Genomic DNA, 21,012 nt, shown 5'->3' with positions numbered 1-21,012 from the left:
GAGCCGCACAGACACAAGTGAGAGAAAACGTTACGACGGCGAAAAGCAGTGACAGCTCAGACGGATATGAGCGTCCGCTATAGTAACAATTGAAACGATTTACACACTGATCGCACTGCCATCGTGCGATCAGGTGTGCATTGACTTTCAATGGCTACTATAGTCGATAGAGACCTCCAACCCGTGCGAGCGGAACTCGTAACGCCATTACCTCCGGGTCCGTACACACGGACAATGGAACAGGGCGTCATCGACGTCGGGTCGCTGGCCGGCGGTATCGACCTCCAGGCAACTGTCGAGAGCGGGCAGTCCTACCTCTGGAACCGGGAGGACGGCGAAATGTACCAGCGCGACGGGGCAACCGGGGGCGACGCGTGGTACTGGACGACAGTCCGCCGAGACGGGTCACCAGCAGTCATCCGCATCCGGCAGCGGGACGGTGTCCTCGAATGGGAGTCCACGATCGACGCCGAGGCGGACCTCAAGCGACTCCTGCGGCTTGAGGACGATCTCTCCGCGATTCGGACGACGGCACCGGCCGACGACGTGGTCCAGTCAGCCTACGATAGGTTCTGGGGGATGCGTCTCGTTCAGGACCCACCGTTTGGCTCCCTCATCTCGTTCATTTGCTCGGCCCAGATGCGCGTGGCTCGGATACACAGTATGCAACAGGCGCTCCGTGACGCGTTCGGCGAGACGGTCGAGTTCGACGGGCGGACGTACAACGCCTATCCGACGCCGTCAGCGTTGGCCGAAACGACCGAAGAACGCCTCCGGGACCTCGGGCTGGGCTATCGAGCGCCGTACGTCCAGCGCACCGCGGAGATGGTCGCAGGCGGCGAGGCCGACCCCGAGGAAGCCGTCGGCCTCGACTACGAGGACGCCAGGGAGTCGCTCACCCGCTTCGTCGGCGTCGGCGACAAGGTCGCGGACTGCGTGTTGCTGTTCTCGCTTGACTACCTCGAAGCGGTCCCGCTAGACACCTGGATCCGGTCGACTATCGAGGAGTACTACCCGGAGTGTGAGCGAGGGAACTACACCGACACATCCCGGGCCATCCGGGCCGCGCTCGGCGGCGAGTACGCCGGCTACACGCAGACCTACTTGTTCCATTATCTCCGGACGGGCAGCGACGAAAACTGACGCGGGTGGTGGAAGGCGACAGTATAACGGAGTCCGCCGGCAAACCCTCGGACATGGCTCGCACGCGAGCACATGTGTTCGTCTCCGGTCGTGTCCAGGGCGTCTATTACAGAGCGACCACGCGGGAGCGCGCACAGGACCAGGGGGTCGACGGGTGGGTCCGTAACCTCGACGACGGCCGCGTCGAAGCGGTGTTCGAGGGCCCAGAAGCCGACGTGGAAGCGATGGTCGAGTTCTGCTACGAGGGGAGCGAACGCGCGAACGTGACCGACGTCGAAATCGAGTACGAGGAGCCGGAGGGCATCGACGGCTTCGAGGTCCGCTGGTAAACCGCCGTCCCGTAGCATTACTTCACTGGCGAACGAACCCGTGAGTATGCTCACCGGCTCCGAAATGGGTGTCATCGACGAGAACGCCGCCGCACTCGGCGTCCCGCGCAAACAGTTGATGGAGTCGTCCGGCCATGCCGTCGCCCGGGCGGTCCGTTCCCTCGCGGACCCCGGCAACCGGGTCACCATCGTCGCCGGGCGGGGGAACAACGGCGGGGACGCGCTCGTCACCGCCCGCTTTCTCGACGACTACGACCTCCGCGTCCTGTTGCTTGGCCGCCCGAACGCGATCTCGACATCAATATCCAGAGAGAACTGGGAGGCGCTCCAGAGCGCTGAGTATCCCACAGAAACAGTCAAAGATTCTACGGCGTTCGACCTCGGAACTCCCGATATCGTTGTCGATGCAATGCTGGGAACCGGTATCGCCGGCGACCTCCGGGAACCCGAGGCGACGGCTGCGGCGGCAATGAACGAGAGCGACGCGACCGTCCTCTCGGTCGATGTCCCGTCCGGCCTCGACGCCGAGACGGGACGGTTGGCCGACAACGCTGTCGACGCCGACCACGTCGTCACGTTCCACGACACGAAGCCCGGACTCCCAGCCCTTGAGGTTCCAGTTACCGTCGCCGACATCGGCATCCCCGACGCGGCGGAGCTGTTCGTCGAGCGGGGCGACCTCACCCGACTCGAACGGGACCCCGCCAGCCACAAGGGTGACAACGGCGAAGTACTGGTCGTCGGGGGCGGTCCCTACACCGGCGCGCCGGCGCTGTCGGCCCAGGCCGCGCTCAGAGCGGGTGCAGACCTCGTCCGGGTCGCCTGTCCGGAGGTCGTCGCGCGGGAAATCCAGTCCTACAGCGAGAACCTCATCCTGCGACCGTTCGACGGGGACCACCTCGCGCCACCCCACGTCGACAGCCTCGCCGAACTGGCGGCGGAGCACGACACGCTGATCGTCGGACCAGGGCTCGGGGACGCCGACGCGACGCTGGAAGCGGTCGCGGACCTGCTGTCCAGGTTCGAGGGGACGGCCGTCGTCGACGCCGACGCCCTGTCTGTGGTTCCGGACATCGAAACGGACGCGGAACTCGTCTGTACGCCCCACCAGGGCGAACTTCGCGGGATGGGTGGTGAGACATCGGAGGACTGGCGGGAGCGGGCGGACCTCGTGGAGTCCTTCGCATCGGAGGTCGGCCAGACACTGCTGGTCAAAGGGCCGTACGACGTCGTCTCCGACGGCGAGCGGACCCGCGTCGGCCGGACGGGCAATCCGGGGATGACGGTCGGCGGCACCGGCGACGTGCTCGCGGGCGTGACGGGCGCGCTCGCCTGCATTCAGGACCCGATCGACGCGGCCGCCATCGCCGCCTACGCCGTCGGCACGGTCGGCGACCGGGTCGTCGACGACCGCGGCTACGGACTGGTCGCAACAGACCTGCTAGACGAGATACCGAGCGTGCTGTGGCAGCGCGAAGCAGAAACGTAACCTCCGCAGTCAGGCTGATGCACCGACCAGCTCCCCGGCTTTCGCCCGGGACTGCTCGATGATCGCCGGCCGCGCCTCGAACTCGATGACCACCTGGTCGCCGTAGTCGACCGTCTCGACGCTGGCGTGGTCGTGAATCCACGAGACGAGGCTCATCGTGTCGTCGGTCATCGGGAGCACGAGCCGTTCGCGCTCGTAGTCCGGCAGTTCGTGGTCGATGCGGTCCGCCAGGTCGTCGATGTTGAGTCCCTGTTTGGCGCTGACGGCGACGGGGTTCGGGGCCAGCGACGAGAGTGCGTCTCGCTTGCGACGGACCTCCTCGTCGTCGACCATGTCAGTCTTGTTGAGGACCGTGACGATGGGTGCCTCGTTGCGCTCGTACAGCGTGTCGTGGCTCGTCACCAGTTTCTCCCGGATTTCCTCGACCGACTCGGAGACGTCGACGACGAGCAGGACGAGGTCGGCGTGGTACACCGACCCCAGCGTCGACTTGAACGACTCGACGAGCCAGTGCGGGAGGTCCTGGATGAACCCGACGGTGTCGGTGACAAGCACCTCGCGCTTGCCGACCGCCGCGCGGCGGGTGGTCGTGCCGAGCGTCGTGAACAGACGGTCCTCGCTCTCGGCCGTGGTATCGAGGTCGGGATGCAAGTCATCGTTCTCGTCGACGTCGAGGTCGTCCGCGAGGCGGCGCAGGAGCGTCGACTTCCCGGCGTTGGTGTAGCCGGCCAGCGCGACGAGGTCGAAGCCGGACTCGCGGCGCTGTTCCCGGCGGTGCCGCTCGGTCTCCTCGATGGATTCCAGTTCGTCCCGGATGTTGGCGATCTGCTTTTTGATGTCTTCTTCGCGGGACTCGTCGTACTCGCCGAGGCCCATGAACCCCGGCCGCTCGTCGCGTTTGGCCAGGCTCGCCTTGGCCTCGGCGCGCGGGAGTTCGTAGCGCAGTTCCGCGAGTTCGACCTGGAGCTGGGCTTTCCGCGTCTGGGCCCGCTGGCCGAAGATTTCGAGGATGAGCCGGAAGCGGTCGATGACGCGCACCCGCTCGGGGAGTTCGTTTCCGATGTTGTACGTCTGGTACGGGCCGAGCTGATTGTCGAAGATCACGACGGCGGCCCCTTCGCGAGCGACCGCGTTGCTCAATCGCGTGACCTTCCCCTCGCCGAGGTGGTACGCCGGGTCCTCCGTTCTGGTCTGTGTGATCTCGTCGACGACCTCGTAGCCGGCCGCCCGAGCGAGGTCCCGGATCTCTTCGGTGTCGGCGGTGCCACTGTCGACGCGCTTCGCGATGACCGCCCGTTCCGTGGTGTGTGTCGCCGTCACTCGTTGGAAAACTACGGCGTCCGATTATTTAACCCCCCGGGAGGGACTCACACTCTTCCGGGGGTCGGTGGTTGGCCGGTAAAATGGCAGATACTGAGCGATTCCTGCAGCCGGCTGGCGAAACTAACGACTTCGATACCCGCTCGAAGGCTGAAATGCAGCCAGCAAAGCGGTAGCGGTCAGTCCGGCTTATTCGAGATCGAAGCGGTCGAGCTTCATGACCTTGTTCCATGTGTCCACGAAATCGTGGACGAGCTTCTCTTCCGCGTCGGCAGAGCCGTAGACTTCCGAGATTGCCCGGAGCCGGTCGTTCGAGCCGAAGACGAGGTCGATGCGTGTGGCTTCCCACTTGACCTCGCCGGTGTCACGGTCGAGCCCTTTGTAGACGTGTTCGGAGTCCGACGCCGGCTCCCACTCCGTGCCCATGTCGAGCAGGTTCACGAAGAAGTCGTTGGTCAGCGTCCCCGGTTCGTCGGTGAAGACGCCGAGGTCGGTGTCCTTGTAGTTCGCACCGATCGAACGCATCCCGCCGATCAGGGCCGTCAGTTCCGAGGCCGTCAGGTTCAGCAGGTCCGCGTTGTCGACAAGCACTTCCTCCGCCGGTCGTGTGATGTCGTCCTGGATGTAGTTCCTGGCCCCGTCGACTTTCGGCTTGAGAGCATCGAAGGAGGCGGCGTCGGTGTGTTCCGGCCCGGCGTCGACTCGTCCGGGCTCGAATGGAATCTCGACATCGTAGCCGGCGTTCGCTGCCGCCTGTTCGACGGCCGCGTTGCCGCCCAGCACGATCAGGTCAGCGAGCGAGACCTGCGTCCCGTCGGAGCGCGAGTCGTTGAACTCCGTCTGAATGTTTTCGAGCGTCCCCAGAACCGTCTCCAGTTGCTCCGGCTCGTTGACTTCCCAGTTTTTCTGGGGTTCGAGTCGGAGGCGTGCGCCGTTGGCGCCGCCGCGCTTGTCGCTGTCGCGGTAGGTCGATGCCGACGCCCACGCGGTCTTGACGAGCTGGGAGACAGAGAGGTCCGAATCGAGGATCTCTTCCTTGAGTTCGGCGATTTCCTCGTCTCCGATCAGGTTGTAGTCAGCGTCCGGGAGCGGGTCCTGCCAGATCATCTCCTCGTCAGGAACTTCCGGACCGAGGAACCGCTCAGGCGGCCCCATGTCGCGGTGGGTCAGCTTGTACCAGGCCTTCGCGAAGTTCATCCCGAACTCCATCGGGTTCTCCTGGAAGGTTTCCATGACCTCTCGGTAGTCCGGGTCGCGCTTCAGGGCGATGTCCGTCGTGAGCATCATCGGCGTCTGCTTTTCGTCCGGGTCGTGGGCGTCCGGCACGCTGTTTTTCAGCTCCTCGCTCTTGGGTGCCCACTGCCACGCGCCGCCGGGACCCTTCTCCGGCTCCCACTCGTAGTCGAGCAGGTTGTTGATGTATCCCATGTCCCACTCGGTCGGCGACTGGGTCCACGGCCCTTCGATACCGCTCGTGATCATCTCGCCGCCTTTGCTGTTCCCGTTCTCGTTTTGCCAGCCGAGGCCCTGCTGCTCGATGGGGGCCGCTTCGGGCTCGGGACCGAGGTTCTCCTCGGGGTCGTCAGCGCCGTGGACTTTGCCGAACGTGTGTCCGCCGGCGATGAGTGCGGCCGTCTCCTTGTCGTTCATCGCCATCCGGTCGAACGTCTGCCGGATGTTCTTCGCCGACGCCTCCGGATCAGGGTTGCCGTCCGGTCCTTCCGGATTCACGTAGATGAGGCCCATCACGGAGGCACCGAGCCCTTCTTCGATTTCGCCGGGCTCGTCGAAGCGCTCCTGGGTTTCCATCTCGTCTTCCGGTCCCCAGTTGACAGCCTTGTCCTCCTCAAAGGCGTCCTCGCGGCCGCCGGCGTAGCCGAACGTCTTGAATCCCATCGACTCGATGGCGACGTTCCCTGCGAGGATCATCAGGTCGGCCCATGAGATCTTTTTGCCGTACTTCTGCTTGATCGGCAGGAGCAGCCGTCGCGCCTTGTCGAGGTTCGCGTTGTCCGGCCAGCTGTTGATAGGTGCAAAGCGCTGTCGGCCGCCAGCCGCGCCACCGCGACCGTCGGCGGTCCGGTACGTCCCGGCGCTGTGCCAGGCCATCCGGATGAACAGCGGGCCGTAGTGGCCGTAGTCGGCCGGCCACCAGTCCTGCGATGACGTCATCAGCTCTTCCAGATCCGACTTCACCGCTTCGAGGTCGAGCTTCTGGAACTCCTCCGCATAATCAAAGTCGTCCTCCATCGGGCCGACGTCCCGGGCGTTCTGGTCGAGAATCTCCAGATTCAGCTTGTTTGGCCACCAGTCCTGATTAGATTTCGGTCGCTTCGAACGTCCGCCTTCGGCACCGCTCATATCGGAATTCGGTGTTTCTGCCATCTTAACAGTAAGTAAGATTCGTCGGTAGCATACAAATCTTTGGATATGAGTAAAGAAATGGCATCGTGTGAAAAATATCGCCCCGAATTCTTTGGGACACCAGGTCGCAACGACGCCCCGTTGCTGTGGCGGAAGCGGTGTACAAAAGGGAAAGCGCCAGAGGGAGCACAAAGGATTTAAAAACAGGCGGTCAGGTACGCGGTATGGGTGAGTTCGTACTCCAACTAGATGGGTTGGGCCTCCAGCAGATGGGCCTCGAATTCGGTGGCGGCGGCCTTATCGGCGGGATCATCGGGTTCGCCGCCAAGAAGGTCGCAAAGCTCATTGCCGTCATCATCGGCATCGAGCTGGCACTGTTCAAGTTCCTCGAGACGCGTGGCATCCTCCAAGTGAACTGGGACGCGATAGGTGGGGCCGCACAGAACGCGACCGGCACCGCCGGGAACGCGGCGTCGGCGCAACCGCCGTCCTGGGTCACGTCGCTGCTCTCGGCGCTGCCGGTCAGCGCTGGTTTCACTGCCGGGTTCTTGGTCGGCTTCAAGAAAGGGTAACGCGACGCCGCGGCGTTAGCGCGTACTGATGTCGTCTTCGTCTTTGATGATGCGAGTTTCCGCTTCGCCGCTCGTGTGTTCGTTCACCACGTCGTAGAAGTCGTTTTGCAGGCCGGCCGGGAACGTCATGACGCCGACCCACGAGCCGTCGGACTGCCACTCCTCGCGTTCGAGGTCGCCGAACTGCCGGATCTGTGCCTGGGCGCTCCCGGCGTAGTCCGCGGGGACCTGCACGGCGACGGTGACCTCGTCGAACCGGATCGGGATGACCGGCCGGAGCGCATCGAGGGCGTCGTCGACCTGCGCCTCGACGGGTTCCATCGGGTCGACTCTGAAGTCCGTCTCTTCGAGCGCGGATTCGATGCGCTCCGGCGGGTGCGGCGCATCGTCCATCTGTGGGTTAACCGCGTTGCGCGTGATCCGCTGGATGAGCTGTTTGTGCTTTTGTTCCTGCATCTCGCGGCGCTGGTCGGCCGTGATCTGTATCTCCCCCCGCTTGATGACTTCGGGGATGATGGCCATCGGATCAGTGGTGTCAAACACCTCTTCGAGCATATTCTCGGGCGGTCGGTCCCCCCGCGAGGCGTCCTCGAACACGTCCTCCGCGGCGATAACGTCCTCGAGATCGCCGTCGAAGTCATCACGTTTTATCGCTAGCGCCGCGTCCGGATCCACCAGTACCTCGAACCGCTGGCCGTGGGATTCGAGGCGCGCCGTCACCGCCTCGTCAAGCGATATCATACCCGTCGGTAGCAGTGGGCCAGTTAAAGGCCTTACTGCGTAGTCGAACAGAAAAGAACCCAGTCGCCCGCGGAGGCCGTCGGAAGCGTTACTCTTCCTCGGTGTCTTCCTCGTCCGCGTCCTCGTCGTCGCCGGTGTCGAGCAGGTCGGCCTCCGCGAGATGGGTCTCCTTCTCCTCGTCGGTCAGCTGGCCGAACGTCTCCGTTTCGACGTCGACCGTGGCGACGCCGATGCCTTCCGGCGTCAGTCCGTCCTCGTTGACCGACGCGAGGGCGGCCAGCGCGAGGTCGACGCCGTCGGCGAGGTCCATCCCTTCGTCGTAGTGTTCTTCGAGGTAGTCCCGGATGTCGCCGCGGTCGGCCCCGACAGCGAGGGCCTTCCACTCGTAGGGCGTCCCGGAGGGGTCGGTCTCGAACAGGCGCGGCTCGCCGTTGACGATGCCACCGATGATGAGCGCGACGCCGAACGGGCGCGCGCCGCCGACCTGCGTGTACTGCTGGATGTAGTCGGTGATTTCCTTGGTGAGGGTTTCGACGCCGACCGGCTCGCCGTAGCGCAGCTGGTTCACCTGCGCCTGACGGCGGGCGAAGTCGATGAGCTGTCGGGCGTCGGCGACGTGGCCGGCCGAGGCGATACCGATGTGGTCGTCGGCCTTGTGGATCTTCTCGACCGAGGAGCGCTCCATCAGCGGCGACCGGATGCGCTTGTCCACGGCCAGAACGACGCCGTCACTCGTTCTGACGCCGATGCTTGCTGTGCCGCGTTTGACCGCTTCGCGGGCGTACTCGACCTGGTAGAGGCGTCCGTCCGGCGAGAAGATAGTGATCCCGCGGTCGTAGGCCTGCTGTTGGTTTTGTCCCTGCATAGTTATCGGAAATCGAGTGCTGTCGCGCCGACGAACGCGCCGCCGGAGGCCGCTTCGACATCGTAGCGCGGAGGCCGAACAGTAGCGCTCCGGTCTGCGTTCTCGAACACGACGTGTCTCTGTTCAGTGGCTTCCGGCGGCCCGCGTATATACTTTTCTTCACAGGCGCGCACGGTGCCGCTAATCCCCCGGACGCGGACCCGAACCTCGTCGTCGTCGATGCTGTCGACACAGGCCAGCGCGGCCCGGGCCGGGTCCGTCTGGCCGCGTCTGGTCCGGACGATGGCCTCGGCTGTGCCGTCGTAATCGTGGAACTGGAGGACGGTCATGTCCGTCTCGGCGCTGCCGGTGTCGCCCAGCAGGTTCTGGGCGGCGTACCACACCGCCCGCTGGAACGCCCGACGGTCGAGCGACGCCGTCGGCCACGTCTCGACGCCGACGGCGAGGTAGCGCCACCGCGGCCGGAGATGTTTCGGGAGGTGTTTCATACGCCAGCGTTGGGGCGGAGGACAATGAGCGGTGTGGTGTGGCGATCGGTCAGGATGTCGATAGTGGGGCTACTGCCCGTCATCGTTGACGGCGTCTACGTCGCCTTCCAGTCGGACGCCCGGTTCGATGACAGCGTCGCTCTGGCGCTCGCGGTTGCGCTCCGCGACTCGGCCCCACTCCGCCAATCCCTCGCGGACGGTGTCGGCGTCGAAGCCGATGGTCTTCCCGACCGCGATGAGATCCCGCGGTGCGCGAATCTGGAGATGGTTACTCGGCGACGCCGAGACGACGAACGGTGCGCCGGCGTCCTCGACCAGTTCCCTGAGCTTCCGGAGTTCCTTGATAGCCCGGACGCGAGTGCCGCCGGAGGCCCGGAGCACCGGGCCGAAGTCGAACTCGACGCGGACGCCGTTGTCGGCCGCCGCGTTCGCCAGGACGTGGTTGAAATCGCCGTCCTCGCGCATCGGGTGGGCGAGCACGTCGACGGTCGGTTGCTCGACCGCGAACCGGTTGATGCGGCGGTCGCCGCCGTGGACGACGACGACCGTCCGGTCGCTCCGGTAGTTCCCGACGAAGCCGCTCGCTCGCGAGGGGTCGTCCGCCCGGACCTCGACACCGGCCGCGACGTCGATGTCGTACGCGTCGCTGTTGGCGTCGGCGTCGTAGTCCGCCTGCACGTCGCCGTGGTTCCTGACGACGATGCCGTCGTAGCCCGAATCGGCGGCCGTCAGCGCGTGCCGGGCGACGGTGCTGTCACCGTCAGGGTGGGCGTAGACGGCCTCGTACATCACAACTCCTCTAAGAGTTCGCGGGCGTTAGCGACGGCTTTCTCCCGCTTTGCGGGGTAGGCCTCGACTTTCGCCCGGAGCGTGATGCCGTCGCCGCGCTCGACGTCGCCGCCGAACGCGGCCTGTTTGTCGAAGGTGAGAAAGAACGAACAGTTGTCGTCGACCCGGTCGTCCAGTTCCGCACGCACCGCGTCGATATCCGGCGCTGACGCGACCTGCGTGAGTACGTGCCGGATGTCGCCAGCGTTCTCGACGCGAGCCGAGAGGACGACGATCCGGTCGCCGTAGTGCCCCTCGCTCTGTGCGCGCTCGATAGGGTAGTCCTCCGGGAGGAACGTCCGGAGCGCTCCCTCGACACGCTTGTCGTCCTCTGTCGCGTAGCAGAAGGTCCGGAGGTCGACGTAGTGGAACGGAACCGACGACATCGAGGCCCTACTCGTCCTCGGCGGCTTCGAGGTTGTCCTCGGGGACGCCCTGCTCCTGTCCGTCCTCGAAGGAAACCGTGTAGTTGGCGTCGCCGAACATCGTCTCGACGACCTGCGTGATGGTGCCTTCCTCGCCGTCGTAGTCGCTGTGCTCGTCGTGGAGAATAACGCTGTCGTCCTCTTCGAATGCCATACCGTGCGGTACTCGGTGGCTCGTCAAAAAGGGACTGATTCGGATTTGCTCGGCCCAGTCGCGGACGTGGTGGGAAAATATCCCTGTGACACGGCCCAGATCTGACAATCAGGACAGCGACAAACCTCGATCAGCCCAAAGCCAGGGGTGCGCTGATCAGGGCTGACCGATCTTGTTGTTCCCTGTCGCTTCCGTTGCGAAAGGCATGGCTATTATTAGACTTGTCTAAATATTTCCTTAGATAGGTAGAATTAAGTGTCAGATCATTCTACAGTCACATGCGTTCCGTCAACCACGGAACGCAAAGGCGTACAGATCGAGTGGGTAGAACAATCCGTCAGGTCGTCGAAACAGCCAATGAGTTCCTGCTACACGGGAGCGTGGCTATCCTTGTTCGGGCCTCTTCCCGTGTTTGGCTGCGAGTGAGTCGGACCAGACGTGTATCCGCGTCTGCAACTTCTCCACCGGTGTCAGTGGCACAACGGATTCGGTTGCGAAACCCCCTGAGATACGCCACGGCAGCCGATACGTCACAACAACTGTTATGGGACTCTCTCGACTAACTATCGACATGATCAGTCCACCGCTCTCCCCCGTCAAGACGGTTGTTTCGTCGAGGTGTCAGACACAGATAGGACACAGATGACGAGCGTCGACGACCTGTGGTACCTCTCCGACGGGGCGTGTCAGACCGCCGAGCAGACGTATCACCAGCTCCGGGAGCAGTACAGCGGCTACGTCGAGTTCACGCGCCACCGTAACGTCCCGCGGAATCGGTTCCGGGACGTGGCCGCTGTCGCTCGGGACCACGGCGCACCGTACGGGGCGCACACGCTCGCCTACCGGCCCACCGGTGAACTCCTGCTCGTCCGCCACGAGGGCGTCGACATGTGGGTACTGCCCGGCGGTGAACTCGACGCCGGTGAATCCCTGCAGGAGGCCGCACTGCGGGAGTTAGGCGAGGAAAGCGGTATCGAAGCGACCATCGAGGGACTGGGGATGCTCGGACGGGTCGAGTTCTATTGTGACGGCAACATGGCCTGGGGCGTCCTTCCGGTGTACGAGGCGCGAGCGGAGACGACCGACGTCGCCGTCGACGACCCGGACCACGAAATCAGCGAGGCGCGATGGTTCGACGAGCTGCCGGCCGATACGCGCGACCGCGAGGAGATTCTACAGTGGCGCGGACAGCGGTTCGGCGGCGGGGCGTAACCCGCCGACACCCAACGCATTACTCCGGCCCGAACGACTGGCCTTCGCGAGCGTCGGCGTTCATCCGCCGGATGGTCGCGCGGGCGTTGCTGGCGTCGTACCCGAACAGCACGGTCTCGGCGTACTCCTCGGCCACCTCGACGGCCTTCGAGAGGTCGTCGACGTCCACGTCGACGGCGTACAGTTCGATGCTGAACGGGGTCGTGAGTCGGTCCTGCCAGCCCTTTGCGAGAATCTCTAGCCAGTAAGTCGTCGAGTACGCCATGTCGTAGATGGGGACGACGAACTCGTCGACGTACTCGGCGATGTCGTCCACGGCGACGCCCGAGCGGGCTTCGAGGTGGCCGGGATAGGGGTCAGGATACAGCGTGAGGTACATCTCACCGGGCACGCGCTCGCGAGCCTCGGCGACGAACTCCGTGATGACGTTACTGCGCCAGGCCGACCAGTCATCGAACTCGCTGTCGGCGAAACGTTGCTCGCAGCGGTCACAGTGGCAGTACTCGTCCCGGGGGAAGCCCACGTCGTCGAGGCGAACGTCCTCGTTGACGGCCGCCGCCTCCTCGATGATGTCGAGCAGGCCCTCGCGGTAGCGGTCGTGGGTCGGGCAGACGTACGTCCAGTCGAAGTACGGCTGGTTCCGGGTCGCCGGCGTCCCCTCGTCGTCGAACGCGAGCAGGTCCTCCTCGCTCTCGACCGCGTTGTCGCCGAAACAGGACACCATGTTCACCGCGCCGGCAATCGGTTCGACAGCGCGGCCGGTCACGTCCTTGACCTCGTAGAACGCCCGGTCGAATTCGGACCACTCCGTCTCCTCCTCGTTACGGGTGACAACGCCGTACATGCACGCTGGTACGGCCGTTCGCCGGGTAAGGGTTCGGAAAGCGACGGCGCTGTCGCTGACAGCGCAGAGACCGAGAGAATACTGCCGGCCATCGGGATACCCCACCCGTACGACGCCGTTGAGGACCAGTAGGCAGGGCGGCCGACAGTAGATTCAGAGGGCGATACAGTCGATTCGCGCAGCCTTACCGCTTGACGTAGTACGCGAGGGCAAGTGCCATGACCGCGACAAGGGCGATGACTTTCTTTTGCATCGTTTCAATAAACGAACACCGATTATAAAGAACTATCGCCGTGCTAATCGTCGGCACGCCCCTCTGTATCAGCGGGCATATCGGCGTCAGGGCCGGGGATATCGGCCTCGTCGTGGGTACCGACGGGCGGCCGGTTTACCTCCGCCGCTGACGACTCTTCGAGGGCAGTCCGGTCGTCAACGTCAGCCTCGATTGTCTCCATCTCACCGTCTTCCCGCGCGTCCTGGTCGATCCGCATCGAACAGAACTCCACGCCGCACATCGAGCAAAAGCGCGCCTCTTTGTAGTTGTCACCGGGGAGCGTCTGGTCGTGGTACTCGCGGGCGCGGTCGGGATCTAGCGCCAGGTCGAACTGCTCGCGCCAGTCGAAGGCGTACCGGGCTTCCGAGAGCGTGTCGTCCCAGTCCTGCGCCCCCTCGCGGCCGTTTGCCACGTCGGCGGCGTGAGCGGCGATGCGATAGGCCGCAAGCCCGTCCCGCACGTCGGACTTCTCCGGGAGGCCGAGATGCTCTTTGGGAGTGACGTAGCAGAGCATCGCCGCACCAGCACGGCCCGCCTCCGTCGCGCCGATGGCGCTCGTGATGTGGTCGTAGCCCGGCGCAACGTCGGTCACGAGCGGGCCGAGGACGTAGAAGGGCGCGCCGTCACAGACCTCTTGCTGACGTTCGACCTGCCCGGCGACCTGATCCATCGGGACGTGGCCCGGCCCTTCGACCATCACCTGCACGTCGTGTTCCCAGGCGGTCCGCGTGAGTTCCCCGAGCGTGTCAAGTTCGGCGAACTGCGCGTCGTCGCCGGCGTCGGCGAGACAGCCCGGCCGGAGGCCGTCGCCGAGGCTGAAGGTCACGTCGTACTCGCGGAATATCTCGCAGATGGCCTCGAATTTCGTGTACAGCGGGTTCTCCATGCCGTTCTCCTCGATCCACTGGGCGAGGATAGAGCCGCCGCGGGAGACGATACCCGTTTTCCGGCCGTCGGTCAGCGGCAGGTGTTCCATCCGGACGCCGGCGTGGATGGTCATGTAGTCGACGCCCTGCTTCGCCTGCTTCTCGATAACGTCAAGCAGCAGTTCGTGGGTGATCTCGCTCGGGTCGCTGGCGCGCTTGACCGCCTCGTAGATGGGGACCGTGCCGATGGGGACCGGCGAATGCTCGACGTTGGCCGACCGTATTGCGTCGAGGTTACTCCCAGTCGAGAGGTCCATCACCGTGTCCGCGCCGTAGTGGACAGCGGTGTGGAGCTTCTCCAGTTCGCCCTCGATATCGCTCGTCTCCTCGCTGTTGCCGATGTTTGCGTTGACCTTCGTCGCAAACTCCCGGCCGATAATCATCGGGTCCAGTGAGTCGTGACCGACGTTTGCGGGAATCACCGCCTGGCCATCGGCGACTTGCTGGCGGACGAACTCCGGTTCGACACCTTCGCGCTCTGCGACTCGCGCCATCGCCTCGGTGACGGTCCCGTTCCGGGCCGCTGCTAGCTGCGTCATAATCACTAGGTTATACTACTTGGTTATAAAACTGCGGTGATCGGTCGCGGTAAAGAGACCCTGTCAATACTGGGACCGACCCCAACACCGATGTACGCGAACAGGAAATAGACGAACAATGGCCCGCCGGACCCGCCGCGCAGTACTCACGGCGCTGGGGAGTGGTATCGCTGCGACGGCAGGCTGTGGGGCGTTCGGTCGGGAGCGGGTGGACGTGCTGGTCGCAGGGAGTTTACAAAAGGCGGCCAGTGAGACGCTACAAACCCAAACAGACGTGGAGGTCGCTGTCGAAGCCCGCGGCTCTGTTCAGGCCGCGCGTCTGGTCGCCGGCGGGAAGCGCGACCCGGCTATCGTCGCGCTGGCGGATCCGACCCTGTTCGACCGGGTCATGAACACCGCCTGGCACGCCGTGGTCGCCAGCAACGAGATGGTGTTGGCGTACAACCCTCAGACGGGCGGCGGGACGCGCGTCGCGGAGGCGGACCCGTGGTACGTCCCGCTCCGGGGGGACAGTGTCTCACTGGGCCGCACCGACCCGACGCTCGACCCGCTTGGCTACCGGACGCTGTTCGTGCTGGCCCTCGCAGCCGACTACTACGACGAACCCGGCCTAGCTGAGGCGGTTCTCTCGCCGGACCAGACCTATCCGGAGACGCAACTGCTCGCGCAGTTCGAGACGGGAGCTGTCAACGCCGCGTTCGTCTACCGGAGCATGGCAATGGAGCGGGACTACCCGTTCCGGGAGTTCCCAGCCGAAATACACCTTGGCGACCCCGCGCACGCCGAGCAGTATCGGACCACCAGCTACGAACTGCCAAACGGCACGGCAGTCGCCGGCAACCCAATCGAGTACGGAGCCGTCCGCCGTGACGAACAAGAAGCGACGCGTACAGCCTTTGAGACAGTCCTGTCCGGCGACTGGCTCACACCACACGGATTTACCGTCCGTCAGGCGTATCCTCGACTAGTGGGAGATGTCCCGAGTACTGTCACGCGGTGAGACCAGGGCCGGCCACACGGTCGGCGTGCGCGAACTCGTGCCCGTCCTGGGAGCGGTGCTGCTCCTGTATTTCGTCGTGCCGGTGCTGGTGCTCGTGCTCACGTACTCCCCGGCAGCACTGCTGACAAGTCTGACTGAAACGTACGTCATCAACGCCGCGATTACCTCCCTCGTCGCCGCGCTCGGCAGTACCACCATCGCCGTCGTGTTCGGCCTGCCGCTGGCCTACTGGCTCTCGAAGAACACCGGGGCGCTGGCGACCGCCGCGATGGGAGCCGTCGTCCTTCCGCTCGTTCTCCCGCCGGTCGTCAGCGGAATGTTGCTGTTGACAGTCGTCGGCCCGAACGGACTCGGCGGTCTCACCGACCTGGCGCTGACGCGGTCGCTGGTGGGCGTCGTCGCCGCCCAGACGTTCGTCGCGTCGCCGTTCTTCGTCGTCACCGCCAAGGCCGCCTTCGACGGCATCGATAACCACCTCGAAGAGGCCTCGCGGTCGCTCGGGCGCGACTGGGTCGGGACGATGCGCTCGGTGACGGTGCCGCTCGCAAAGCCCGGCCTGCTCGCCGGTCTCGTGCTGACCTTCGCCCGCGCGATGGGCGAGTTCGGCGCGACGATGATGCTGGCGTACTACCCGCGGACGCTGCCGGTCCAGATCTGGGCCTCGTTCATTTCGGACGGACTGGACGCGGCGCTTCCCGTGGCAGTGGTCCTGCTGAGCGTCGCGCTCGGGACGCTGCTGATAGTCCATGCGCTCCGGGCGACGCCGTGGCGGTAGCAGTCGGTATCGTGAAAACAGCGCCGCCGACTCACCGCTCGTGTGCCCAGAACTCCTCGTCGACGGTGACTTCTTTCTTGAACAGCGGCACCTCCTCCTTGAGACGGTTGATGCCGTCTTCGACAGCACGGAACGCCTCGCCCCGGTGGCCGGCCAGGATGACGACGAAGACGATGTCCTCGCCAGCGTCGACTACCCCGGTCTTGTGGTGCAGGCGAACCGCGTGGACGCCGTCCCGCGCTTCGAGGTCCCGCCGGAGCGCGGCCATTTTCTCGGCAGCGACCTCGTCATAGCGCTCGAACTCCAGAAGCTCCGTCGGCTGGTCCTCCGGTCCCTCCCGTGCGCGGACGCGCCCGGTGAAGGTCGCAATCGCGCCGGAGTAGACCTCGTCCGGGTCCCGCTTTACGTCCGCCACGAGCGTCTCCAGCGTGATGTAGGGGTCCCGTTCCTCCATCGCCGCGACGATGTCGTCGAGATCGGCGTCCGCGCCGTGGGGTGCGCGATGCACGACGGGGTCGGCGACCTCGCGGTCGGCCAGAACGACCTTCGGGATGCTCGCGTCCGAATATCCCTCGACAAGTGCGTAGTCGTAATCGGGCGCGAGCGCGTCCAGCGTCTCATCGAGCGTTCGGGATTCGCCCGTCGCGTACCACTCGCCGTCGTCGGTAAGCGCGACCGTCTCGGCCGCGCCGGCGTCGCGGTGGCGAGCCGTGTCTTTCCCGTCCGTGTCGACGTCCGGGGGGTGCGTGCAGTGTTTGACCGTCGCGACGCGTCCGGACCCGGAGAGCCGCTGGGTCAGCCGCTCGACCAGCGTGGTCTTCCCCGACTCGGAATGGCCGACGATACCGAGGACTTGCATGCACACCGGTAACAGGGCGACGTAGATAGACCTTTTTCATAGGAGCGGCGAAGGTGCCGCCGGTAGCTGCTCTTCACCGGTCGACGGTCTTCTCGACCACGCGGATGTCTTCGATGGTCGTCGCGGGGTACTCGCCGTCCTCGTCTTTCTCGTTTGCCTTCACCATGTCCCAGACGACGTTGAGGCCGGTCGTCACGCCCTCCAGCGCCTCCATCTCGCAGCCGGTCTTGCCGACCGTCTCGACGGCGACCGTGATTTCGACGGCCTCGTCGCCGACGGTGAACTCGACTTCGACGTTCGTGATGGGAATCTGGTGGCACATCGGCACTGTCTCCCAGGTGTGTTTGACCGCCTGAATCGCGCCGATGCGGGCCGTCGTCAGCACGTCGCCTTTCTCCACCTCGTCGGCATCGATGGCCGCCAGCGTGGATTCTGTGAGCCGAATCTGTCCGCGCGCGACCGCGCGGCGCTGGCTCTCGGCCTTCTCGCCCACATCGACCATCTGTGCGTCCCCGTCCTCGTCGACGTGCGTGAACTCCTCGGGCATGCGTCCCTGTAGCCGACGCCGGCCCAAAACCGTGCGGGTCCGCGTTACCGACGGACGAGGCCGAGTAGGTGGCCCACCGCTGGCGCGACGAGTTTCTCCGCGCCCGTCCGGGCGGCGTTCTCGCTCCCGGGCAGACAGAACACCAGTCGGTCGTCGACAACGCCGGCGGTTGCCCGCGAGGCCATCGCCATCGGCCCGACCTCCTCGTAGGAGAGCCAGCGGAACAGCTCGCCGAAGCCGGGAATCGGCCGGTCGAACAGCGGTTCGATGGCGTCCACGGTCACGTCGTCGGGCGTGAGTCCGGTCCCGCCGGTCGTCAGGACGACGTCGACGCCGTCATCCAGCAGGTCGGCGACGGCGTCCTCGATAGCGTCCATCTCGTCCGCGACGAGGCGGCGCTCGACGATTTCGTGGCCCGCGTCCTCGCAGGCCGCGGCGATGATATCGCCCGCCGGGTCGTCGTCCAGCGTTCGCGAGGTCGAGACCGTGAGGACCCCTATTTCAACCCCTTCGGCGTCGTGGGCGTGATGATCGTCGTAGTCGTGCTCCCCATGACTGTGGTCGTGGTCACTGTCATGGCCGTGCTCTCCGTGTTCGTGGCCCGCCTCGCTGTCGCTGGCTGCCTCGTCATGGTCGTGTCCCATACCCGAAACGACAGTCGGCGGAGAAATATACCCTCGGCTGTCTGGCCGGTGACCGGCGGTCGGACGGCGGCCCCGGCACCGCACCAAGCCAGGTCTGGGCTGAGAGGACAGCGGCTTACTCGTAGTACGGCAGGCGCTCGACGACCTCCGCGAAGGCCACGTTCTCGCGGACCTGCTCCATCTCGACGCGGAGGCGCTCCCCGACATCTGCGTCAGAGACGATGACGACGTACCCGCCGTCGATACGCGCGACGCCGTCGCCTTTGTCGCCGATGTTTTCGATCTCGACCACGCGCGTTTCACCCTCGGCAACTGGCGGGGACGACGGTTCGAACTCCGGTTCCCTGCTCCGCCCGTCGGACCGGGAATCGGACTGGGTCTCAGACTTAGATTGGGAATTGGACTGAGGCTCGGGCTCCGATTGGGAATTAGAGCGAGGCTCGGGACTGGAATGAGACTGTGGCTGGGGAGTGGGTGCCGCAGCCGCCGACTGGAACAGTGCGATCCGGTACAGCGTCTCGGGGGCCAGCGTTCCCAGTTCGACTTCTTGTTTCGGAATCTCGACCACGTACGAGTCGTTCTGCTCCTCGACGGAAGCCGTAAAGAGACAGTGAAGATCTGAATCGGTCGCCATTAGTATAATTGGTTCAGCTAGCACCGGAACTGCATTGATTCTGGTGTTTTCGATCCGCCGGGCCGACCGCTGCTGGAAGGGGTGACAGACAGGCTGTGCACGCCCGCTATCGAGCGATCCGTCGGGCAGAACTCGGGGTTACTCGAACTCGAACAGCCGACGGAGCTCACGCTCGATGGCGTCGGTGAACGCCGACAGCACTGTGTCGAACGTCGCTTCGTCGCCCGGCAGAGACTGTGCACGCGCCGCAGTGTCGTCGGGCAGCCGGATGCTGAACGCCCCGCCCCCCTCGTACACCGGCTCGCTCTCGCTGAGAATCTGCCGGTCGATCCCGCGAAGGACCTCGGAATCGTACTGCCCGTGTAGCTCCTGGTACGCGTTCGAATACGCCGTTTCGAGCTCCTCGAAGTAGTGGACGTACTTCTCGTCGAACTTCTCGGCGTCGAACTCGGTCATAGATGCAGTGTCGCCGGGGCGAGGGTAAAGGGTTCCGTGCCTCAGAGATGGATTTCCCAGCCGAAACGGCTGCAGCGTCAGTCGGCATCAATGCGGTCGGATTCGGGCTCCGCCGGTCGAGGGTCTATCGGCCACGACCGGACGCCGCTTACCACTCCCCCGTGCCTCCGATTTCACCGTCGAATCGAGTGAAAAACTCGTCCATGAATTCCCGACGAGTCCGACCGAGACGGCGGCCGGGGTGGGTGTACAGCATATCTAGGCGTTCTCGGGCCCATTCCCGAAGCAGCGTGATATCCGGATGATCCGACGATTCGAGGTCAGTATCTGACGTGTCATCGATGACAGCGTATTTCTTACCCGTCCGCCCAGATCGCTCGCCGACGATACAGGCCAGTCGGACGAGTCCGCGTGCCCCGGCAGCGTCCAGTTTGTCCGCATCGAAGAGGAGTTTCGCCTCCAGCGTTCTCGGCTCCGGAGAACTCGCGCGGATACTGTGTGCTCGGATACAGTGTTTGACACGGTCGATTCGGTCGGGTTCCACGTCTTCAGCCGCGAGTAGCTGTGCGGCTTCCGCCGTGGCCCATTCGTCGTGGTCATCGATTTCACCGGCCCGCTCCCGGGGCCGACCAATATCGTGGAGCCACGCCGACGCGGCAAGGACATCCCGGTCGACCGAGCCGTCGCAGTGGCCCGCGAGCCGAAGCGCGACGTCTCGGACTCGCTTGGCGTGAAACTGGTCGTGCGCTGGGAGGGCGTCTTCGTAGTACGGGACCGACAGTGTTCGAGCGAGGGGACCAAGTTCCTGTGTCATTGGCGGCGGTGGCACCTCGCGTGCCGGCTGGAATAACTGCTGTGAAATGCCTCTGTATCGCTGACATGAAGCGGAGCGGTCCCACTCAGCGGGAGTCAAGCAGGTCGTCGAGGAGTTTCCGCTGGGCGGCGGCGAGATGTTCGGTGAACGTCGAGGTGGAGATGTCAAGCGCTTCGGCCACGTCGCCGGCAGTCGCATCGCGCGGATGCTCGAAGTACCCCATCTGGTGGGCCTGGCTCAGCACCTCGCGCTGGCGATTGGTCAGTTTCGCGCGGTCGAGCACGACCGGCTGATCCGTCTCCGTGGACGTGTCTTCGAGTAGCCGCCGTAGTTTGACAGTCTCGCCTTCCGACTGGAGGTCGGCAACGATATCCCGCAGAGTCGGCATATCGTCGACGAGAAACGTGACAACGATGGATTCGGTATCCGCCGTGAACTTCTGGACGACACAGCCGGCCGCTTCGATACGTTCACAGACACAACCCTGTTCGGCCGCCCGGGACACCTGGAAGACGTGTCGCTGGTCGTAAGCGAAGACATGGTCCACATTCGGGAGTTCGCTCTGTAGCGCTCCCGGGTGGTCATCACCGCCCTTGAGCGTGAACTCTTCGAGGACGCGGTCGGCATCACCACTCGTTGCGCTCCGAGAGACCGACGACACTGACCACTCCTCGTCAGCGTGTGGCTGTACTTGACAGGACCGAGGACCGAACACTTCGACCTCGGCGAGCATTCGGCCCGACATACACGGTAGATGTGCCGGCTTCCAT

At 64.7% G+C, this 21,012-nt stretch carries 24 protein-coding genes; 7 read left to right on the top strand and 17 right to left on the bottom strand.

What is annotated here, in order from left to right; translation table 11 throughout:
• The first annotated feature begins 234 nt into the window (after nt 1–234).
• Genes VI234_RS15595 through VI234_RS15585 form a run of 3 tightly spaced genes read left to right on the top strand, consistent with a single transcriptional unit; the run spans nt 235 to nt 2,961 of the window.
• The gene (locus VI234_RS15595) at nt 235–1,143 is read left to right on the top strand and encodes a DNA-3-methyladenine glycosylase family protein (protein ID WP_336330536.1); all 909 of its coding nucleotides are present in this window, start codon (nt 235–237) and stop codon (nt 1,141–1,143) included.
• 53 nt (nt 1,144–1,196) lie between these two features.
• Nucleotides 1,197–1,472 (top strand): acylphosphatase, encoded by a 276-nt coding sequence (locus tag VI234_RS15590; RefSeq protein WP_336330535.1) that lies wholly within the window; start codon nt 1,197–1,199, stop codon nt 1,470–1,472.
• A gap of 46 nt (nt 1,473–1,518) precedes the next feature.
• Nucleotides 1,519–2,961, top strand: a complete 1,443-nt coding sequence (locus tag VI234_RS15585; protein WP_336330534.1) for an NAD(P)H-hydrate dehydratase — start codon at nt 1,519–1,521, stop codon at nt 2,959–2,961.
• A 9-nt stretch (nt 2,962–2,970) separates the two neighbouring features.
• On the opposite strand, the gene hflX is transcribed toward VI234_RS15585, so the two are convergent.
• Together hflX and katG are read right to left on the bottom strand one after the other, a co-directional pair.
• Nucleotides 2,971–4,281: a GTPase HflX gene (gene hflX / locus VI234_RS15580; RefSeq protein WP_008308826.1), complete on the bottom strand. Its 1,311-nt coding sequence runs from the start codon at nt 4,279–4,281 to the stop codon at nt 2,971–2,973.
• Between the two features lie 189 nt (nt 4,282–4,470).
• Complete coding sequence (gene katG, locus VI234_RS15575; protein WP_336330533.1) at nt 4,471–6,666, bottom strand: catalase/peroxidase HPI; 2,196 nt, start codon at nt 6,664–6,666, stop codon at nt 4,471–4,473.
• A 203-nt stretch (nt 6,667–6,869) separates the two neighbouring features.
• Between katG and VI234_RS15570 the strand changes: the two genes are divergently transcribed.
• Nucleotides 6,870–7,217 carry an FUN14 domain-containing protein gene (locus tag VI234_RS15570; RefSeq protein WP_008308823.1) on the top strand — a complete coding sequence of 116 codons (348 nt, stop codon included), beginning with the start codon at nt 6,870–6,872 and terminating at the stop codon, nt 7,215–7,217.
• Between the two features lie 15 nt (nt 7,218–7,232).
• Here VI234_RS15570 and VI234_RS15565 read toward each other — a convergent pair whose 3' ends face one another.
• The 6 genes from VI234_RS15565 to VI234_RS15540 all read right to left on the bottom strand — a co-directional run bounded on the left by VI234_RS15565 (nt 7,233) and on the right by VI234_RS15540 (nt 10,718).
• Complete coding sequence (locus VI234_RS15565; RefSeq protein WP_008308822.1) at nt 7,233–7,958, bottom strand: ribosome assembly factor SBDS; 726 nt, start codon at nt 7,956–7,958, stop codon at nt 7,233–7,235.
• An 88-nt stretch (nt 7,959–8,046) separates the two neighbouring features.
• The gene (gene psmA, locus VI234_RS15560; RefSeq protein WP_336330532.1) at nt 8,047–8,823 is read right to left on the bottom strand and encodes an archaeal proteasome endopeptidase complex subunit alpha; all 777 of its coding nucleotides are present in this window, start codon (nt 8,821–8,823) and stop codon (nt 8,047–8,049) included.
• Nucleotides 8,824–8,825: 2 nt separating this feature from the next.
• Nucleotides 8,826–9,311, bottom strand: a complete 486-nt coding sequence (locus tag VI234_RS15555; RefSeq protein ID WP_008308818.1) for an Rpp14/Pop5 family protein — start codon at nt 9,309–9,311, stop codon at nt 8,826–8,828.
• A 69-nt stretch (nt 9,312–9,380) separates the two neighbouring features.
• Nucleotides 9,381–10,100, bottom strand: a complete 720-nt coding sequence (locus VI234_RS15550) for an RNase P subunit p30 family protein (protein WP_336330531.1) — start codon at nt 10,098–10,100, stop codon at nt 9,381–9,383.
• The gene (locus VI234_RS15545) at nt 10,100–10,525 is read right to left on the bottom strand and encodes an RNA-binding protein (RefSeq protein WP_336330530.1); all 426 of its coding nucleotides are present in this window, start codon (nt 10,523–10,525) and stop codon (nt 10,100–10,102) included. The genes VI234_RS15550 and VI234_RS15545 overlap by 1 nt, the downstream gene beginning before the upstream one ends.
• A gap of 7 nt (nt 10,526–10,532) precedes the next feature.
• A complete protein-coding gene (locus tag VI234_RS15540) occupies nt 10,533–10,718 on the bottom strand; it encodes a hypothetical protein (protein WP_004515500.1) in 186 nt (61 codons plus the stop codon).
• A gap of 642 nt (nt 10,719–11,360) precedes the next feature.
• Here VI234_RS15540 and VI234_RS15535 point away from each other — a divergent pair.
• A complete protein-coding gene (locus VI234_RS15535; protein ID WP_336330529.1) occupies nt 11,361–11,930 on the top strand; it encodes an NUDIX hydrolase in 570 nt (189 codons plus the stop codon).
• Nucleotides 11,931–11,949: 19 nt separating this feature from the next.
• Here the strand turns inward: VI234_RS15535 and VI234_RS15530 are convergent, their stop codons facing one another.
• Nucleotides 11,950–12,774, bottom strand: coding sequence for a hypothetical protein (locus VI234_RS15530; protein WP_008308805.1), 825 nt, complete (start codon nt 12,772–12,774; stop codon nt 11,950–11,952).
• A 296-nt stretch (nt 12,775–13,070) separates the two neighbouring features.
• Entirely contained in the window at nt 13,071–14,513 is a 1,443-nt protein-coding gene (thiC, locus tag VI234_RS15525; RefSeq protein ID WP_336330528.1) for a phosphomethylpyrimidine synthase ThiC, read from the bottom strand.
• Between the two features lie 118 nt (nt 14,514–14,631).
• Here thiC and VI234_RS15520 point away from each other — a divergent pair, with 118 nt between their 5' ends.
• Nucleotides 14,632–15,513, top strand: a complete 882-nt coding sequence (locus VI234_RS15520) for an extracellular solute-binding protein (RefSeq protein ID WP_008308801.1) — start codon at nt 14,632–14,634, stop codon at nt 15,511–15,513.
• The gene (locus VI234_RS15515) at nt 15,488–16,288 is read left to right on the top strand and encodes a molybdate ABC transporter permease subunit (protein WP_336330527.1); all 801 of its coding nucleotides are present in this window, start codon (nt 15,488–15,490) and stop codon (nt 16,286–16,288) included. The genes VI234_RS15520 and VI234_RS15515 overlap by 26 nt, the downstream gene beginning before the upstream one ends.
• 31 nt (nt 16,289–16,319) lie before the next feature.
• Here VI234_RS15515 and VI234_RS15510 read toward each other — a convergent pair whose 3' ends face one another.
• The 7 genes from VI234_RS15510 to VI234_RS15480 form a co-directional block, all read right to left on the bottom strand.
• Entirely contained in the window at nt 16,320–17,147 is an 828-nt protein-coding gene (locus VI234_RS15510) for a molybdopterin synthase (RefSeq protein ID WP_336330526.1), read from the bottom strand.
• Nucleotides 17,148–17,220: 73 nt separating this feature from the next.
• Nucleotides 17,221–17,694, bottom strand: coding sequence for a cyclic pyranopterin monophosphate synthase MoaC (gene moaC, locus VI234_RS15505; RefSeq protein WP_336330525.1), 474 nt, complete (start codon nt 17,692–17,694; stop codon nt 17,221–17,223).
• 44 nt (nt 17,695–17,738) lie between these two features.
• Nucleotides 17,739–18,338 carry a MogA/MoaB family molybdenum cofactor biosynthesis protein gene (locus VI234_RS15500; protein ID WP_336330524.1) on the bottom strand — a complete coding sequence of 200 codons (600 nt, stop codon included), beginning with the start codon at nt 18,336–18,338 and terminating at the stop codon, nt 17,739–17,741.
• Nucleotides 18,339–18,453: 115 nt separating this feature from the next.
• Complete coding sequence (locus VI234_RS15495; RefSeq protein WP_336330523.1) at nt 18,454–18,972, bottom strand: TRAM domain-containing protein; 519 nt, start codon at nt 18,970–18,972, stop codon at nt 18,454–18,456.
• A gap of 138 nt (nt 18,973–19,110) precedes the next feature.
• Nucleotides 19,111–19,428, bottom strand: a complete 318-nt coding sequence (locus VI234_RS15490) for a DUF5783 family protein (RefSeq protein WP_050038195.1) — start codon at nt 19,426–19,428, stop codon at nt 19,111–19,113.
• A 148-nt stretch (nt 19,429–19,576) separates the two neighbouring features.
• On the bottom strand, nt 19,577–20,242 hold the full coding sequence (locus VI234_RS15485) for an HD domain-containing protein (protein ID WP_008308792.1): 666 nt from the start codon (nt 20,240–20,242) through the stop codon (nt 19,577–19,579).
• A gap of 85 nt (nt 20,243–20,327) precedes the next feature.
• Complete coding sequence (locus VI234_RS15480) at nt 20,328–20,987, bottom strand: helix-turn-helix domain-containing protein (RefSeq protein ID WP_050007411.1); 660 nt, start codon at nt 20,985–20,987, stop codon at nt 20,328–20,330.
• Nucleotides 20,988–21,012: the final 25 nt, after the last annotated feature.

The organism is Haloarcula sp. CGMCC 1.2071, assembly GCF_037078445.1.
In the GTDB taxonomy this organism is placed as follows: Archaea; Halobacteriota; Halobacteria; order Halobacteriales; family Haloarculaceae; genus Haloarcula; species Haloarcula amylolytica.
This window is presented reverse-complemented; position numbering and strand designations above follow the sequence as displayed.

Coding starts and splice junctions, on each gene's coding strand:
- VI234_RS15595 (WP_336330536.1), top strand. CDS start 235: ATGGAACAGGGCGTCATCGACGTCGGGTCGCTGGCCGGCGGTATCGAC.
- VI234_RS15590 (WP_336330535.1), top strand. CDS start 1,197: ATGGCTCGCACGCGAGCACATGTGTTCGTCTCCGGTCGTGTCCAGGGC.
- VI234_RS15585 (WP_336330534.1), top strand. CDS start 1,519: ATGCTCACCGGCTCCGAAATGGGTGTCATCGACGAGAACGCCGCCGCA.
- katG (WP_336330533.1), bottom strand. CDS start 6,666: ATGGCAGAAACACCGAATTCCGATATGAGCGGTGCCGAAGGCGGACGT.
- VI234_RS15570 (WP_008308823.1), top strand. CDS start 6,870: ATGGGTGAGTTCGTACTCCAACTAGATGGGTTGGGCCTCCAGCAGATG.
- VI234_RS15565 (WP_008308822.1), bottom strand. CDS start 7,958: ATGATATCGCTTGACGAGGCGGTGACGGCGCGCCTCGAATCCCACGGC.
- psmA (WP_336330532.1), bottom strand. CDS start 8,823: ATGCAGGGACAAAACCAACAGCAGGCCTACGACCGCGGGATCACTATC.
- VI234_RS15555 (WP_008308818.1), bottom strand. CDS start 9,311: ATGAAACACCTCCCGAAACATCTCCGGCCGCGGTGGCGCTACCTCGCC.
- VI234_RS15550 (WP_336330531.1), bottom strand. CDS start 10,100: ATGTACGAGGCCGTCTACGCCCACCCTGACGGTGACAGCACCGTCGCC.
- VI234_RS15545 (WP_336330530.1), bottom strand. CDS start 10,525: ATGTCGTCGGTTCCGTTCCACTACGTCGACCTCCGGACCTTCTGCTAC.
- VI234_RS15540 (WP_004515500.1), bottom strand. CDS start 10,718: ATGGCATTCGAAGAGGACGACAGCGTTATTCTCCACGACGAGCACAGC.
- VI234_RS15535 (WP_336330529.1), top strand. CDS start 11,361: ATGACGAGCGTCGACGACCTGTGGTACCTCTCCGACGGGGCGTGTCAG.
- VI234_RS15530 (WP_008308805.1), bottom strand. CDS start 12,774: ATGTACGGCGTTGTCACCCGTAACGAGGAGGAGACGGAGTGGTCCGAA.
- thiC (WP_336330528.1), bottom strand. CDS start 14,513: ATGACGCAGCTAGCAGCGGCCCGGAACGGGACCGTCACCGAGGCGATG.
- VI234_RS15520 (WP_008308801.1), top strand. CDS start 14,632: ATGGCCCGCCGGACCCGCCGCGCAGTACTCACGGCGCTGGGGAGTGGT.
- VI234_RS15515 (WP_336330527.1), top strand. CDS start 15,488: ATGTCCCGAGTACTGTCACGCGGTGAGACCAGGGCCGGCCACACGGTC.
- VI234_RS15510 (WP_336330526.1), bottom strand. CDS start 17,147: ATGCAAGTCCTCGGTATCGTCGGCCATTCCGAGTCGGGGAAGACCACG.
- moaC (WP_336330525.1), bottom strand. CDS start 17,694: ATGCCCGAGGAGTTCACGCACGTCGACGAGGACGGGGACGCACAGATG.
- VI234_RS15500 (WP_336330524.1), bottom strand. CDS start 18,338: ATGGGACACGACCATGACGAGGCAGCCAGCGACAGCGAGGCGGGCCAC.
- VI234_RS15495 (WP_336330523.1), bottom strand. CDS start 18,972: ATGGCGACCGATTCAGATCTTCACTGTCTCTTTACGGCTTCCGTCGAG.
- VI234_RS15490 (WP_050038195.1), bottom strand. CDS start 19,428: ATGACCGAGTTCGACGCCGAGAAGTTCGACGAGAAGTACGTCCACTAC.
- VI234_RS15485 (WP_008308792.1), bottom strand. CDS start 20,242: ATGACACAGGAACTTGGTCCCCTCGCTCGAACACTGTCGGTCCCGTAC.
- VI234_RS15480 (WP_050007411.1), bottom strand. CDS start 20,987: ATGTCGGGCCGAATGCTCGCCGAGGTCGAAGTGTTCGGTCCTCGGTCC.